Annotated in this window: 14 protein-coding genes; 10 read left to right on the forward strand and 4 right to left on the reverse strand. The window is 64.8% G+C overall.

Going from position 1 to position 14,133, the window contains the following annotated elements; translation table 11 throughout:
- The first annotated feature begins 27 nt into the window (after positions 1-27).
- Together AC1DYM_RS12175 and aat are read left to right on the forward strand one after the other, a co-directional pair.
- A complete protein-coding gene (locus tag AC1DYM_RS12175; RefSeq protein ID WP_477338607.1) occupies positions 28-1,164 on the forward strand; it encodes a GNAT family N-acetyltransferase in 1,137 nt (378 codons plus the stop codon).
- On the forward strand, positions 1,161-1,871 hold the full coding sequence (gene aat / locus AC1DYM_RS12180; RefSeq protein ID WP_477338608.1) for a leucyl/phenylalanyl-tRNA--protein transferase: 711 nt from the start codon (positions 1,161-1,163) through the stop codon (positions 1,869-1,871). Before AC1DYM_RS12175 ends, aat begins: the two co-directional genes overlap by 4 nt.
- 155 nt (positions 1,872-2,026) lie before the next feature.
- On the opposite strand, the gene AC1DYM_RS12185 is transcribed toward aat, so the two are convergent.
- Together AC1DYM_RS12185 and AC1DYM_RS12190 are read right to left on the reverse strand one after the other, a co-directional pair.
- On the reverse strand, positions 2,027-3,451 hold the full coding sequence (locus AC1DYM_RS12185) for an MFS transporter (RefSeq protein WP_477338610.1): 1,425 nt from the start codon (positions 3,449-3,451) through the stop codon (positions 2,027-2,029).
- Between the two features lie 18 nt (positions 3,452-3,469).
- On the reverse strand, positions 3,470-4,333 hold the full coding sequence (locus AC1DYM_RS12190; protein ID WP_477338612.1) for a pseudouridine synthase: 864 nt from the start codon (positions 4,331-4,333) through the stop codon (positions 3,470-3,472).
- A gap of 119 nt (positions 4,334-4,452) precedes the next feature.
- Here AC1DYM_RS12190 and AC1DYM_RS12195 point away from each other — a divergent pair, with 119 nt between their 5' ends.
- Positions 4,453-5,523, forward strand: a complete 1,071-nt coding sequence (locus AC1DYM_RS12195; protein ID WP_477338614.1) for an HDOD domain-containing protein — start codon at positions 4,453-4,455, stop codon at positions 5,521-5,523.
- A 17-nt stretch (positions 5,524-5,540) separates the two neighbouring features.
- Here the strand turns inward: AC1DYM_RS12195 and AC1DYM_RS12200 are convergent, their stop codons facing one another.
- Positions 5,541-6,083 (reverse strand): hypothetical protein, encoded by a 543-nt coding sequence (locus AC1DYM_RS12200; protein WP_477338616.1) that lies wholly within the window; start codon positions 6,081-6,083, stop codon positions 5,541-5,543.
- Positions 6,084-6,281: 198 nt separating this feature from the next.
- On the opposite strand from AC1DYM_RS12200, the gene AC1DYM_RS12205 reads away from it, so the two are divergent.
- On the forward strand, positions 6,282-7,148 hold the full coding sequence (locus tag AC1DYM_RS12205; protein ID WP_477338618.1) for a restriction endonuclease: 867 nt from the start codon (positions 6,282-6,284) through the stop codon (positions 7,146-7,148).
- 408 nt (positions 7,149-7,556) lie between these two features.
- Here the strand turns inward: AC1DYM_RS12205 and AC1DYM_RS12210 are convergent, their stop codons facing one another.
- Positions 7,557-7,784, reverse strand: coding sequence for a hypothetical protein (locus AC1DYM_RS12210; RefSeq protein WP_477338619.1), 228 nt, complete (start codon positions 7,782-7,784; stop codon positions 7,557-7,559).
- Here AC1DYM_RS12210 and AC1DYM_RS12215 point away from each other — a divergent pair.
- From AC1DYM_RS12215 to AC1DYM_RS12240, 6 genes are all read left to right on the forward strand, one after another.
- Entirely contained in the window at positions 7,783-7,950 is a 168-nt protein-coding gene (locus tag AC1DYM_RS12215; RefSeq protein WP_477338621.1) for a hypothetical protein, read from the forward strand. The two genes, AC1DYM_RS12210 and AC1DYM_RS12215, sit on opposite strands and share 2 nt — an antisense overlap.
- 85 nt (positions 7,951-8,035) lie before the next feature.
- On the forward strand, positions 8,036-9,139 hold the full coding sequence (locus AC1DYM_RS12220) for a type III polyketide synthase (protein ID WP_477338623.1): 1,104 nt from the start codon (positions 8,036-8,038) through the stop codon (positions 9,137-9,139).
- A complete protein-coding gene (locus AC1DYM_RS12225; RefSeq protein WP_477338625.1) occupies positions 9,136-10,104 on the forward strand; it encodes an aldo/keto reductase in 969 nt (322 codons plus the stop codon). The genes AC1DYM_RS12220 and AC1DYM_RS12225 overlap by 4 nt, the downstream gene beginning before the upstream one ends.
- A 25-nt stretch (positions 10,105-10,129) precedes the next feature.
- Positions 10,130-10,552: a nuclear transport factor 2 family protein gene (locus AC1DYM_RS12230; RefSeq protein WP_477338627.1), complete on the forward strand. Its 423-nt coding sequence runs from the start codon at positions 10,130-10,132 to the stop codon at positions 10,550-10,552.
- Between the two features lie 98 nt (positions 10,553-10,650).
- A complete protein-coding gene (locus tag AC1DYM_RS12235) occupies positions 10,651-13,020 on the forward strand; it encodes a phosphoketolase family protein (RefSeq protein ID WP_477338629.1) in 2,370 nt (789 codons plus the stop codon).
- Positions 13,017-14,051: an acetate/propionate family kinase gene (locus AC1DYM_RS12240; RefSeq protein WP_477338631.1), complete on the forward strand. Its 1,035-nt coding sequence runs from the start codon at positions 13,017-13,019 to the stop codon at positions 14,049-14,051. The genes AC1DYM_RS12235 and AC1DYM_RS12240 overlap by 4 nt, the downstream gene beginning before the upstream one ends.
- The last annotated feature ends 82 nt before the right edge of the window (positions 14,052-14,133 follow it).

The following is a 14,133-nucleotide window of genomic DNA, read 5'->3' on the forward strand; positions in this document are numbered from 1 at the left end:
CGCGCCTTGCGCGCGGGGCAACCGCCGATGACCGGCATCCGTTTTCTCGACAGCCTCGGCGGCATTCCGGCCGCCGACTGGGACGCGCTTGTGCCCGACGGCAACCCCTTCGTCTCGCACGCGTTCCTCAGCGGCATGGAAGCGAAGGGCTGCCTGCGCGAAGACTACGGCTGGAAGCCGTACCACCTGGGCATCTTCGACAGCCACGACCGACTGGTCGCTGCCTCGCCCACCTACCTCAAGGGCAACTCGCACGGCGAGTTCGTCTTCGACTGGAGCTGGGCCTCGGCATGGGAACGCGCCGGCGGGGATTACTACCCGAAGATGCTGGTCGCCTCGCCCTACTCGCCCGTCCCCGGCCCCCGGTTGCTGGTGCGTGACGGCCTCGAGGCGGACATCCTGCGCAACCGGCTCACGGYCGCGCTGGTGGACGAAGCGGATCGTCTCGGCCTGTCTTCGATCCACGCCAACTTCCTCGCCGACGCCGATCTGGACGCTTTTGACGATCGCTGGCTGGTCCGCGGCGACTACCAGTTCCATTGGCATAACCAGGGCTACGCCGATTTCGACGGCTTCCTGGCCTCGCTCAAGGCGAAGAAGCGGAAGAACATCCGCCAGGAACGCGCGTATGCCGAGGCCTCCGGCCTGCGCCTGAGCATGCGCGGCGGCGACGAACTCTCCGACGACGAGTGGCGGCAGATCCACGCGCTCTACGAACTCACCTTCGACCTGAAGGGCAACCACGCCGCCCTGACCTCGCGCTTCTTCCAGTACCTCGGCCGCACCCTCGGCCCGAAGGTGCAGGTGGCGATGGCGCGCGACGGCCAGGAAATCGTCGCGATGGCGCTTTTCCTGCGCGGCGGCGATGCGCTGTACGGACGCTACTGGGGCGCCAGCGTGGAAGTGTCCGGACTGCACTTCGAGCTCTGCTATTACCGCGGCATCGACTATGCGATCCGCGAAGGCATCGCCCGTTTCGAACCCGGCGCGCAGGGCGAACACAAGCTGGCCCGCGGCTTCCTGCCGACGCTGACTCACTCGCGGCATTACATCGCCCACGAAGGTTTCCGTCAGGCCGTGGCCGGCGCGCTCGAGCAGGAAGCGCTGCATCGCGAGGCGTACCGCGACGAGCTGCTCGCCCACTCGCCGTACGCGGACCGATGATCCGCCTGCCGCAACTGAACCCCCTGCGCCCCGGACTGTTTCCCGATCCGGAGGACGCGCTCATCGAACCCAATGGCCTGCTCGCCTGGGGCGGTGACCTCTCGGCCGAGCGATTGATCGCGGCGTATGCGCAGGGCGTGTTCCCCTGGTTTAACGAAGACGAGCCGATCCTCTGGTGGTCGCCCGACCCGCGCTGCGTGTTTCGCACCGACGCGGTCCATATCAGTCGCAGCCTGCGCAAGCAGCTGTCGAAGTCCAACTGGCGCCTTACGGCGGATACCTCGTTCACCCGCGTCATGCGCGCCTGCGCGGCGCCGCGTGGCGGCGCGGTCGGCACGTGGATCGGCGACGACATGATCGCCGCTTACGAAGAGCTGCATCGCCAAGGCCACGCACACAGCGTCGAGGTCTGGGATCGCGGCTCGCTGGTCGGGGGCATTTACGGTGTCGCCGTCGGTCGGCTGTTCTGCGGCGAGTCGATGTTCTCGGCGCGCACCGGCGGCTCGAAGGTCGCCTTGGCCGGCCTGTGCCAGTTCCTCCATCGCTGGGGCTTCCCCTTCCTCGACGCCCAGGTGACCAACGACCACCTGCTGTCGATGGGCGCCGTGGAGATCCCGCGGCGTCAGTTCGTCGCGCAGGCGAAACGCCTGGCGGCGATGCCGGGGCTGGTTGGTTCGTGGATGCAGCACCCGATCAGCCTGCCGTAGCTGTCATCTGGCGGCCGCTGCCGCGGCCATCGCCGATAAATCGGCTCCTACCGAGCAGAACACCAGATCGCAACACCCCGCTCGGATCGCAGCACCCCGCTAGGTAGGAGCCGATTCATCGGCGATGCTCTTCTTACCGATCGCCGACGGTTTTCCTACCGGCCGCGATGCCCGCTCATCTCCGCGCCAGCATTCTTCGGCAGCAGCAAACACACCGGCGCGGCGATCAGCGAGACGAACGTCACCACCAGGAAGGCCACACTAAAATCAGGCAACTGCGCATGCGCGTGCCCGTTCCAGGTCACCGACACGTGCAGGGCCGCGGCGGCGACGCAGATGCCCAGCGACAGCATCAGCTGCTGGAAGGTCGTGTAGAAGCTGGTCGCGCTGGAGAAGCGCTCACTGGGTACATCCGCGTAGGCGACCGTGTTGTACGCACTGAATTGCAGCGACTGGAAGAAGCCGCTCAGCAGCAGGATCGTGTAGATCGTCCACAACGGCCAGTCAGGCCGGAAAGCAGCGCACAACGCGACGCAGACCATCGACAACACGCCGTTCCAGACCAGGGTCGCACGGAAGCCCCACATGCGCAGCACAGGGGCGGCCGTCGCCTTCATCAACATCGCGCCAAGCGCCGAGACGAAGGTCACCACGCCGCTGTGCGCCGCGGAAAAACCGAAGCCCAGCTGCATCATCAGCGGCAAAAGAAAGGGAACCGAACCCGCGGTAATGCGCGTCAGCGAGCCGGCGATCACCGAGAGACGAAACGTGGGAAAACGCATCAGCGACAGGTCGAGGATGGGGTTGGCCACGCGCTTCGAATGCCAGACGTACACGGCGCCGACGATGAGGCCGCCCACGATCAGCCCGGCGGAACCCAGGCCCGACGTACCGCCGCGACTGGCCAGTTCCAGCCCGAACACCAGGCATGACAGCGAGATGCCCGAGAGCACGAAGCCCACGCGATCGAAGCGCTGCCGCTCCGCAATGCGCACGTCGGGCACGTACTTCGTGGCCAGCCACATGCCGGCGATGCCGATCGGCACGTTGATGTAGAAGATCCAGCGCCACGACACCCAGGTGACGATGAAGCCACCCAGCGGCGGTCCGATCACCGGGCCGATCAGCGCCGGCACCAGAAGCCAGGACATGGCGCTGACCAGCTCGGACTTCGGCACCGACCGCAGCAGCACCAGGCGCCCGACCGGCACCATCATCGCCCCGCCCATGCCTTGCAGCAGACGCGACAGCACCAGCAGAGGCAAGCTGCCCGAGACACCGCAGAGGATCGAGCCGAGGGTGAAGATGGCGATGGCCGCGCGAAAGACGTTGCGCGAGCCGTAGCGATCGGCGATGGCACCGCTGGCGGGAATGAACACCGCGAGGCTGAGCATGTACGAGGTAAGCGCCACGCTCATGTGCAGCGGCGACACGTCGAACGATTCCGCCATGGATGGCAACGCCGTGGCCAGGATGGTGCCGTCCAGCTGCTCCATGAACATCGCACTCGCGATGATCAGGGCTACGGTGCGGAAGCCAGGGGCGGGAGTCATCCGGGAAGGGTTGGCGGGGGAGCGCATAGTCTGCGCCCGCAAGGGTCAAAGGTCGAGTGAACGTAAACTTAGAAAGCGCCGCTCGTCGCCACTGAAGGGGTCGATGAAGGCGAGCTCGCGCGCGAGAAGCTGCATCGGTTCGCTGAAATCCGCCGTCTCCTCACGCAGCGCCGGATACATCGGATCGCCCAGGATGGGCGCACCCAGCCCCGTCATATGCACGCGTAATTGGTGCTTGCGCCCCGTGACGGGCTCCAGCCGGTAGCGCCACGCGTGCTCGCCGCGCTCGATCACGTCGACGTGGGTCGTCGCGTTAGCCGGGCCGTCCACTTCATGGGTTCGAAAGAACGGCTCGCCACGCTCGATGCGGCTGCATCGGGACAGCGGAAACGTCAGTCCGGGCAACGGTGGCGCCAGCGCTTCGTAGGTCTTGGCGATGGCGCGCTCGCGGAACAGACGCGTGTACGCATCGCGACTGGACGGCCGTGCCGAGAAGACGACCAGGCCAGCGGTACCGCGGTCCAGCCGGTGCAGCGCGACCAGATCCGGATTGCCGAGGCGACGCACCAGGCGCACCGACAACGTCTCCTCCACGTAACGCCCGGCCGGCATGACCGGCAGGAAGTGCGGTTTGTCCGCCACCACGAGGTCGTCGTCCTGGTAGACGATCGTTTCCTCGAACGGGATGGGCGGCTCGGCCGGCACCTCGCGCCGGTAGGTCACGATGTCGCCGGGGCGGTAGGGCGTGAGGTGATCCACGCCGTGACCGTTCGCCTGGACGAGCCCGCGCTCCATGCGGTCTTCCCAGGCCTCGCGGCTGACCGCCGGGAAGCGCTCGCAGAGGAAATCGAGCACGCTTGGCCAGGCACCGGGCGGCAAGGCGATCCTGCTGAGTGGCATGTGGTCCATGGCGCCATCCTAACCGGGCCACGCCAGGCCGCGAAGCCACTCGTCAGCGCATGGGCCGCCAAGTGTTTCCCACCCGGTCGCGGCATATACTGGCGGGGTCCCCACATCGAGACACCCGCGTGATCGGCCGGTTCTTCAGGAAGTTGTTCGGCGGCGGCGACGCGCCTTCCGCCCCATCCTTCGTGCCCGCGCACACCGTCGTGACCCACACGCCGGTGGTCATCGACGTGCCCGCCGTGGACGCACCGGTCAGCGCACTGGCGGCCGAAGAAATCGAAGACCGTTTCTATCGCCTCGTGCTCGGTCTCGCGCCATCGGACGATGCGGCTTTCTCGCCGGCCGAACAGGGCGTGCTGCGTCGCGTGCGCGACGCCTTCGGTGGCGAGCGCTTCGATGTCGGCTCCCTGCCCCGCCTGCCATCGGTGGTGCCGCAGCTCATGCGCTCGCTGCGCAACGACGATGCCGACAGCCGCGCGCTGGCCGAGCTGATCGCCCGCGACACCGTACTGGTGGGTGAGATCGTGCGGGTGGCGAACAGCGCCTTCTTCAAGACCTCGCGACCGGTGGCCGGCCTGGCGCAGGCGATCACCCTGCTCGGCCAGGACGGTTTGCGCCGCGTGGTTATGCAGCTGGTGATGCGCCCGATCCTGCGCACCAACATGGGCGGCGCCAGCCACCACGCCGGGGAGCGGTTGTGGGAGCACGCCGAACGCTGCGCCCGCGCATGCATCTACCTGGGCCGCGATGTCTGCGACCCGTTCGAAGCCTTTCTTGCCGGCCTGATCAGCCAGACCGGAGCGCAGACGATCCTGCTCGAGCTCGAGGAACAGAACGACACCCGCGCCAAGGCCTTCAGCCGTCCGCTCGTCGCCGCCCTGGCCCAGCAGATCGAGCGGCTGTCACTGCACGCGGCACGCCACTGGGCGTTTCCCTCGCGCGTGGTGCAGGCACTGGCCGAGCGTGCCGATCCCGCCGACGCCGGCGCACGCACGCCGCTGGGACGCGCCCTGCTCGCCGCCAGCCGCATCGCGATGCTGGACGTATTGATCGAACAAGGCCTGGCCGATCCGGACTCCGCGCTCTTGGCGAGCCCCGGCCAGACCTTCACCCAGGCCCAGCTGATCGCCTGCCGCGACGCCCTGCGCACCGCCACCCCTGTGGGAGCCGATTCATCGGCGATAGGGTGCTAGCGACACCCTAGCCATCCTCAGCGACGCACCCCAGTAGCCACCACATCAGCCCACAACTGGTCCGCCAACTGCGTCGACGCTCCCGTAATCAGCGTTGGCACGATCGCATCCAGCCGCGGCGGATCCGACTCCACCGGCGCGGTCTGGCTGACGTGATAGATCTTCGAAACCACGACCCCACGGGCAACGATGCGGCAATTCACCGTCAGGTCCATCGTCACGACCGAGGTCTGACCCTCTGGCGTATGCACGGCGGTCGCCTGTTGCAGACCACGACAGCCGATGATCAGGTCGGTGAAGTACTTCGGCTGCAACGAGCTGCGCAGCACGGCTTCGACCGCCGACGGAATATTCGGCGACACCTCGACCTTGGACGGGCCCGACAGGCCGCCAACGGCCACCACGTGGTCGCCCTTGTTTTCCAGCGTCAGCCACGGCGAGGCCGGGCTGGCCGCCACGGTGCGGCTCATGTCGCTTTCGATCAGGTTCTTGCCACCACAGGCGGACAGCATCGTCGTCACGGCGACAGCCATCGCGCCTTTCACTACTGCGTACTTCATCACGTGCTCAAACCCCTGTAATCCCCCAAGACATTCCTCCCAATTTAGCGGTTGGTCGCCCCAGCGGCAATCGCTCACGAATGTGAAGACGCCTCCGGCGACGGCTAAAGCCCCATTCCGTGACGCCGATAACCTTTTCGACGAGGCCGCGCGAGCGGTTATGATGCCGATCCGATTTCCGGCAGGACTTACCCAACGATGTTTTCCGCTCGACAGCCTTCCGCTGGTGGCACAGACGCCCTTGCGCGCCTGACCTGGCAAGACTTCGAGCACCTGCTTGCCGAGCACTACCGTGCGCAGGGCTACCGGGTGGAGCACCACGCACCGGCCACCTCGCTCAAGGCCCTGTCCGCCGGTGTCGACCTGCGCCTGACCCGCGGCACCGAATCGGTGATCCTGCAGTGCAAGCACTGGGATGCCCTCGAGGTCGAAGTCCAGGAAGTCAACGAACTGCTCAGCGTGATGCTCAACGAGGCAGCGACCAAGGGCATCCTCGTCACCCGCGGACGCTTCAGCAGCGAGGCGATCAACATCCAGCGTCGCCAGCCGCGCCTGCAGCTGATGGACGGCGAGGTCTTGCGCGTGCTGCTCAAGCTTCCCGATCACCTCGACACGGCCGTACCGGGCAGCGCAGCGGCTGCACCGGCCTCCAGGAAGGGCACGAAGACAGCACGTCGCCGTGGCACCTCCTCGCACGGATCGCGCCTGTTACCGGCGCTGCTGGTCCTGGGCATCGGCGTGCTGCTCGGCCTGTTCGCCTGGAAAGTCATGTCGCGCCGCGACGCCGTGGCAGACGCTTTGCCCCCTGCGGCGGCTTCCACGCCGGCACCGGCACGCGCACCGATTCCCGACCTGCCGCCCGCTCCACCGCCGTCGCCCAACGACACCTCGGGCTTCGTGGCCACACAGACCTCGTCCTCGCTGCCCCCGCCGCCGACGCGCGAACTGCTGGAACGCCAGCGCGTCCTCGAACAGTCCGAGCGCGAACGCGCCTCGCAGCGCAAGAACGAGGACGGCCTGAAAGTCCTCGAGAAGAATACGCGCGAGCTTGGTTCGCACGACTGACAGGCCATCGCCATGTGATTTCGGCAGGCGCCCTGCAAGTGCTTCTACTACCAGGCAGCATGCCAGTGCCAGCTGCGTAACCACCTGCTTTTACTTAGAAAATCCTCACATACAGGTAACAAGGCCCGGCCTAGCGTAGGTAACTTCATGGGTTCGGGCGTGAAAGATCGACGGCTCGATTACAGGAAATATCGTCAAGCGTCCAAGGAGGACCACCATGTCGACATCACTCGCAAGCTGTCCGGCTTGCGGATCCCCTTTCACCCTCGTCCTTGTCGCCTTGCTGTTCGGCATGACCCTTTTTGCGTCTGCTCCGTCGAGAGCGCATGACAATGACGAATCCGTCGCCTGTATCGTGGGCATGCACAATGCGACATGGTCGCCGGGTGTAACCAATTCTGTCGCTCTTCACACCGTAACGGCGGACACCTCCTGGACCTGCCAACGGAAAGGCGTGCCATCGAGCGAGGTCACCACCAGCGCAACGTCCCACGCGACATTCTCGACCTCGTTCTCCTGCGACGGCATTTTCTCGACGCAACCGACAACCTGGACCATTGCATGGTCGGACGACCGTTGGCCCCAGACCAGCACGTTCGTATTCGTTGCCAAGGCCGCGCCGTCCAACGGGAACATGATCGTTTCCGCTGACGGCAAGATCACGGGTGGGCGGTACAAAGGCCAGGATGCGATGGCGCAATTCACGCTGTCCAACCTCGCAGCCACGCTCAGCAACCAGTGTGCGACGCCCACGGGCATCACGAGCGTCAGTGGCAACGCTTCCCTCCTGATCTCCCGGTAATGCGCTGACTTTCTTTCCGGCCCAGCTCCGCGCACCAGGCACATCCACACACGGAAGTGGAAGAGTTCAACAAGGACGTACGACTATGCCCACGCTTTGCCGCCCCGCGGTCGCCGTACCCGAGCACGTCATCACGCTGGACGACACACTGCATCTCGCGCGCCGGTTGCATGCGCGGCACGAGCAGTTGTCTCTGATACTGCGTCTGATCAGGAACACACAGGTCGCTAAACGCCACCTCGTCCAGCCTGTCGAGGCTACCCTGAGACATCCCGGTTTCGAGCGACGCAATGCTATCTATGTGAGGGAAGCCAAGGCCCGCGTGCCGGACGTGGTCAGTCGTGCACTGGCGCATGCCGCCCTGAGTGCCGACCGAATCGATGCGATTGTGTTCGTCTCCTGCACCGGCTTCACCATGCCCTCGCTGATCCCATGGATGATCAACGAAATCGGTTTTCGCAACGATACGCGTCAGCTGCCCATCGCACAGATGGGCTGTGCCGCCGGCGGAGCCGCCATCAACCGGGCTTATGATTTTTGCCTTGCCTACCCCGGCGCGAATGTCCTGGTCGTAGCATGCGAATTCTGCTCGTTGTGTTATCAACCCGCGGACACGGAGGTGGGCAATCTTCTTTCGAATGGATTGTTCGGCGATGCCGTCGCCGCTGCCGTCGTTCGTGGCGAGGGCGGCACGGGCGTCCGGCTCGCCGGAAACGGCTCGCGATTGGTGCCCGGAACGGAAGACTGGATTTCGTACGCGGTAAAAGCCACGGGATTTCACTTCCACCTGGATCGTCGGGTGCCAGGCACCATGGAACAGCTCGCACCCGAGCTCCGCTCGGTGGCGGCCGATGCCGGATGGAACGCGAGCGCATTGGACTTCTACATCATCCACGCCGGCGGCCCTCGCATCCTGGACGATCTTTCGCGCTTCCTCGGTGTCGCCCCTCACCTGTTCCAGCACAGCCGGGCCACCTTGTCTGACTACGGCAACATCGCGTCAGCCGTGGTTTTGGATGCACTTCGCCGCCTGTTCGAAAGCGGCGGCGCTCCGGACGGAGCGCATGGCCTCATCGCCGGATTCGGCCCGGGCATCACCGCCGAAGTCACACTCGGAACGTGGTGCCGGCACACGAACGACGCGTATCCCTCCATAGACAGCCTCATCCATACGGAAGTGGTGACATGACGACGAAACCCGAAGATGCCACGATCGAACGCTTCCTACTCGGCGGGGACATGCCAGTAAACAGGCTTGGCTATGGCGCGATGCACCTCACCGGCTACGGCATGTGGGGACCACCGGATGACGAACGCAATGCCATACAGGTGCTTCGTCACGCGGTGTACGAACTGGGGATCAATTTCATCGATACCGCCGACGCCTACGGTCCTGGAGATAACGAAGAAATCATTCGCAAGGCGCTGCATCCGTATCCCGACGACCTGGTCATCTGCACCAAGGGGGGCATGTTGCGATCGGGCAAACTCGACTGGATCCACGACGCCCCTGGCGCACCGTACATTCAGCCCCTTGGCGATCCAAGGTATCTGCGCCAGCAGGTGGAATTAAGCCTGAGACGGCTGAATGTGGATTGCATCTCACTCTACCAACTGCACAGCATCGACCCGAATGTGCCGCTGGCCGAAAGCCTGGGCGAGCTGGTGCGCCTCCAGGAGCAAGGCAAGATTCTTCATATCGGCCTATCGAACCAGCCGGGAGTCAGCGTTGCGCAACTGGTCGAGGCCCAGAAGACCGCGCGGATTGTCGCCATCGAGAACCTATACAACGTCGCCGACCGGGCCGACGACGCCGTGCTGGATCACGCGACCCGGAACCACATCGCCTTCATCCCATGGTTTCCTCTGGGCCACGGAGGTCTGGTCGGCCCGGAAAGTCCACTAGGCGCTATCGCGGAGCGGTGGGGTATCACGCCATCCCAGCTCGCCCTCGCCTGGCTGCTTCACCGATCGCCCGCGATCCTGTTGATTCCCGGCACGACCTCCGTTCGGCACCTGAAGGAAAACGCCCGCGCCGCACGAGTGACCCTCAATCCAGCGGACGTGAGGACTATCGCCGAAGACGTTGACCGCGCAGGCCTGCCCGGCTGGCGCCCCACTCGTGACGCGCCGACGATGGCCACTGGGCGCTGACATCCATCCGGCCGGAGCTGCTCCCATGTCTGACCTGCATCCCAACATAGCCACCCTTCGGTTCATCTACGACGATCTGCGCCGTATCGAACGCCACGCCGACGAGGACATGGTGCTGCATACCGCTCAGCGACGCCCCGCCGTCGACAGCGGCATCGTCTACGGCAAGAAAGCCGTGGTCGAAAAGATGAACGCGCTGATTCGCAAGAGTGGGCAAACGCTGACAATGAGCGTGGAAAGCATCGTTGCCAACGACTATTTTGGAGCCGTCATTGGAAGCATCAAGGCCCGCTGCGGCGATCGCGAGATCAGCATGCCCTTCTGTGGATTATGGCGTTTTCGTGACGGATGCATCCTGGAACACTGGGAGAACGCCTACGACATTGCGGAACTCGACGCATTCATGGACAACGAGACCGCGAACACGAGCAGCTGGGTGCGGCAATGAGGCAGGGTCGCGTGGGGCAAATAGAGCCCGATCTTTCACGCCGAGGCAATCCTCCCCCGCATACTCTCAAGGGGACCCCGTCGCCTGGATAGCTCCCCATGACCGAGCCGCTTGCGCCCGACCTGCTTCGTCGCATGCACGCCTACTGGCGCGCCGCCAACTACCTCACCGTTGGCCAGATCTACCTCCGTGACAACCCCATGCTCGAAGAGCCCCTCACCCGGGAACACATCAAGCATCGCCTGCTCGGTCACTGGGGAACGACCACCGGCCTCAACTTCATCTATACCCATCTCAATCGCGCGATCGTCGAGCGCGACCTCAACATGATCTATGTCATCGGCCCCGGCCATGGTGGACCGGGCCTGGTGGCGCATACCTATCTCGAAGGTTCTTACACCGAGATCTATCCGCATATCGACCGCAGCGTGGCCGGCATGCGCGAGCTGTTCCGTCAGTTCTCCTGGCCATATGGCATTCCAAGCCACGTGGCACCGGAAACCCCGGGCTCCATTCACGAAGGCGGCGAACTGGGTTACTCGCTGTCGCATGCCTTCGGTGCGGCCTTCGACAATCCTGACCTGATCGTCAGCTGCGTGGTCGGCGATGGCGAGGCTGAAACAGGCGCGCTGGCTACGAGCTGGCACTCGAACAAGTTCCTCAACCCCGTACGCGATGGCGCCGTTCTGCCGATCCTGCACCTCAACGGCTTCAAGATCGCCAACCCCACGGTGCTCGCCCGCATCGAGCCGGAAGAACTCCGCGATCTCGTGCGCGGCTACGGCTACGAACCCCACTTCGTCGAAGGCCATGAGCCCGAGCCGATGCACCAGGCCTTCGCCGCGGCGCTGGATACCTGCCTGGACGAGATCCGGCGTATCCAGACCGAAGCGCGCGAGGGCACGGCATCCGAAGCGAAGCGACCGCGCTGGCCGATGATCGTGCTGCGCAGTCCGAAGGGCTGGACCGGCCCGAAGGTCGTCGATGGCAAGCCCGTGGAAGGGACATGGCGCGCGCACCAGGTGCCTATCGACAAGTTCGATAACGACGAACACCTGAAGATCCTCGAAGACTGGATGAAGAGTTACGACGCGCACGAACTGTTCGATGAGCGCGGACGGTTCCGCGACGAGTTCGCATCGCTCGCTCCGCGCGGCCAGCGGCGCATGGGCATGAACCCGCACGCCAATGGCGGCCTGCTGCTCAAGCAACTGCACATGCCGCATTTCCGCCCGTTCGCCCAGGACGTCAAGACGCCGGGCGACCACAAGGCCGAAGCGACGCGAGTGCTCGGTAAGTTCCTGCGCGGCGTGATGCAGCAGAACATGGAAACGTTCCGCGTCTTCGGTCCTGACGAAACCGCGTCGAACCGCCTGGAGGCGATTTACGAAGTCAGCGGCAAGACCTGGCTGGGCGAGTATGAGGGCGTGGACGAGAATCTTTCGCCCGAAGGCCGCGTGATGGAAGTGCTCAGCGAGCACCAGTGCCAGGGCTGGCTCGAGGGCTACCTGCTTACCGGCCGGCATGGTTTTTTCTCCTGCTATGAAGCCTTCATCCACATCATCGATTCGATGTTCAACCAGCACGCGAAGTGGCTCAAGGTCACCCGCAAGATGTCGTGGCGCCCGCCGATCGCCTCGCTCAACTACCTGCTCAGCTCCCATGTGTGGCATCAGGACCACAACGGCTTCTCGCACCAGGATCCCGGCTTCATCGACCATGTCGCCAACAAGAAGTCCGAGATCGTCCGCGTCTACCTGCCGCCGGATGCGAACTGCCTGCTTTCGGTCGCCGACCATTGCCTGCGCAGCCGCCATTACGTCAATGTGATCATCGCCGGCAAACAGCCGGACTGGCAGTGGCTGGACATGGAGAGCGCCGTGCGCCATTGCACCGCCGGCGCCGGCATCTGGTCGTGGGCCGGTCGTGGCGAGGACGATCCCGATGTGGTGATGGCGTCCGCGGGCGATGCGCCCACGGTCGAGGTACTCGCCGCGATCATGCTGCTTCGCGAGTACGTGCCCGATATCCGCATCCGCATGGTCAACGTGGTCGACCTGATGTCGCTGGAAACGCCGGACGAGCATCCGCACGGCATGGACGACGACGTATTCGACGACCTGTTCACCAAGGACAAGCCGGTGATCTTCGCCTTCCACGGTTATCCGGGCATCATCCACAAGCTGACCTACCGCCGGCATAACCACGACAACATCCACGTGCGTGGCTACAAGGAAGAAGGCACGACGACGACCGCACTGGACATGATGGTTCTGAACAACATGGATCGCTTCCAGCTCGCCCTCGATGTGATCAACCGCGTGCCACGCCTCGCCGACCAGCGCGAGGCGGCGACGCAGCGCTACTGGTCGGACATCCAGCGTCACAAGCTTTACGTCAGCGAGCATGGCCAGGACCTGCCCGACGTGCGTGACTGGCAGTGGAAGGCCGAGGAGGTTGACGAGTGAGCGTTACCACGGGCCATGTGCTTGCGCTCAACACGGGATCGTCGTCACTGAAGTACGGGCTGTACCGCGTCGACGGCGATACGTGCGAAGCCTTGCTCACGGAGAACACCGAGTCCGCGGGCAATGGCAGCGACCCGGTGACGACCATTGTCGGTACGCTGCGCGATAAGGGGCTACCGGCACCGGACGCCATCGGCCATCGTCTCGTGCATGGCGGCCCGAACGTACGTGAGCATGCGCGTATCGACGAGCAGTTGATGGTGCATCTGGATGAAGCCCGTGCCTTCGCGCCGCTCCACGTCCCTGCGGCAGTGCAGATGGTGAAGCGCTGCCGCGTGGCATTCCCCGGCGTGCCGCAGGTCGCCTGCTTCGACACAGCGTTTCACGCGACGATGCCGGAAGTCGCCCGCACCCTGCCCTTACCGGCGGATCTGCGCACTGGCGGCATCGAGCGTTACGGCTTCCATGGGCTGTCGTACGAGTCCATCGTGCGGCAGCTCGGCGATGCCGTGCCATCCCGACTGGTCATCGCGCACCTCGGCAACGGCGCCAGCCTCTGTGCCGTGCGCGACGGCAAATCGATCGACACGACGATGGGCCTCACACCCACCGGCGGCATCGTGATGGGTACGCGTCCGGGCGACCTGGATCCCGGCGTGCTGATCTACCTGATGCGCGAACGCGGCTTCGACGCCAGGCGACTGGAGACACTGGTCGATCGCGAGTCGGGTTTGAAGGGTTTGTCCGGCGGCACGAGCGACATGCGCGAGCTGCACACGATGGACACCGCGGCGTCACGTCTCGCACTCGATGTGTTCGTGCACGCGGCACGCAAGCAGATCGCCGGCATGATCGCCTCACTCGGCGGCATCGACCTGCTGGTCTTCACCGGCGGCATCGGAGAGAACGACGCGGTCACCCGCGACGACATCCTCGCCGGCCTGCAATGGATCGGTGATTTCGATTCCCGCGTCATCCCCACGGAAGAGGATGAGCAGATCGCGCGCCATACCTGGCGCCTTGCCAGCTGACGCAAACCTGCTCGTGTAGGAGCCGATTCATCGGCGATAGGGTGCTTGCGACACCCTGGCGGCCGCTGCGCGGCCATCGCCG

This window comes from Luteibacter sp. P1_D3, from assembly GCF_056406135.1.

Bases quoted from the DNA above. Each gene is read 5' to 3' on its own strand.
- aat (WP_477338608.1), top strand. From the start codon at position 1,161: ATGATCCGCCTGCCGCAACTGAACCCCCTGCGCCCCGGACTGTTTCCC.
- AC1DYM_RS12185 (WP_477338610.1), bottom strand. From the start codon at position 3,451: ATGCGCTCCCCCGCCAACCCTTCCCGGATGACTCCCGCCCCTGGCTTC.
- AC1DYM_RS12190 (WP_477338612.1), bottom strand. From the start codon at position 4,333: ATGGACCACATGCCACTCAGCAGGATCGCCTTGCCGCCCGGTGCCTGG.
- AC1DYM_RS12200 (WP_477338616.1), bottom strand. From the start codon at position 6,083: ATGAAGTACGCAGTAGTGAAAGGCGCGATGGCTGTCGCCGTGACGACG.
- AC1DYM_RS12205 (WP_477338618.1), top strand. From the start codon at position 6,282: ATGTTTTCCGCTCGACAGCCTTCCGCTGGTGGCACAGACGCCCTTGCG.
- AC1DYM_RS12215 (WP_477338621.1), top strand. From the start codon at position 7,783: ATGATCGTTTCCGCTGACGGCAAGATCACGGGTGGGCGGTACAAAGGC.
- AC1DYM_RS12210 (WP_477338619.1), bottom strand. From the start codon at position 7,784: ATGTTCCCGTTGGACGGCGCGGCCTTGGCAACGAATACGAACGTGCTG.
- AC1DYM_RS12220 (WP_477338623.1), top strand. From the start codon at position 8,036: ATGCCCACGCTTTGCCGCCCCGCGGTCGCCGTACCCGAGCACGTCATC.
- AC1DYM_RS12225 (WP_477338625.1), top strand. From the start codon at position 9,136: ATGACGACGAAACCCGAAGATGCCACGATCGAACGCTTCCTACTCGGC.
- AC1DYM_RS12230 (WP_477338627.1), top strand. From the start codon at position 10,130: ATGTCTGACCTGCATCCCAACATAGCCACCCTTCGGTTCATCTACGAC.
- AC1DYM_RS12235 (WP_477338629.1), top strand. From the start codon at position 10,651: ATGACCGAGCCGCTTGCGCCCGACCTGCTTCGTCGCATGCACGCCTAC.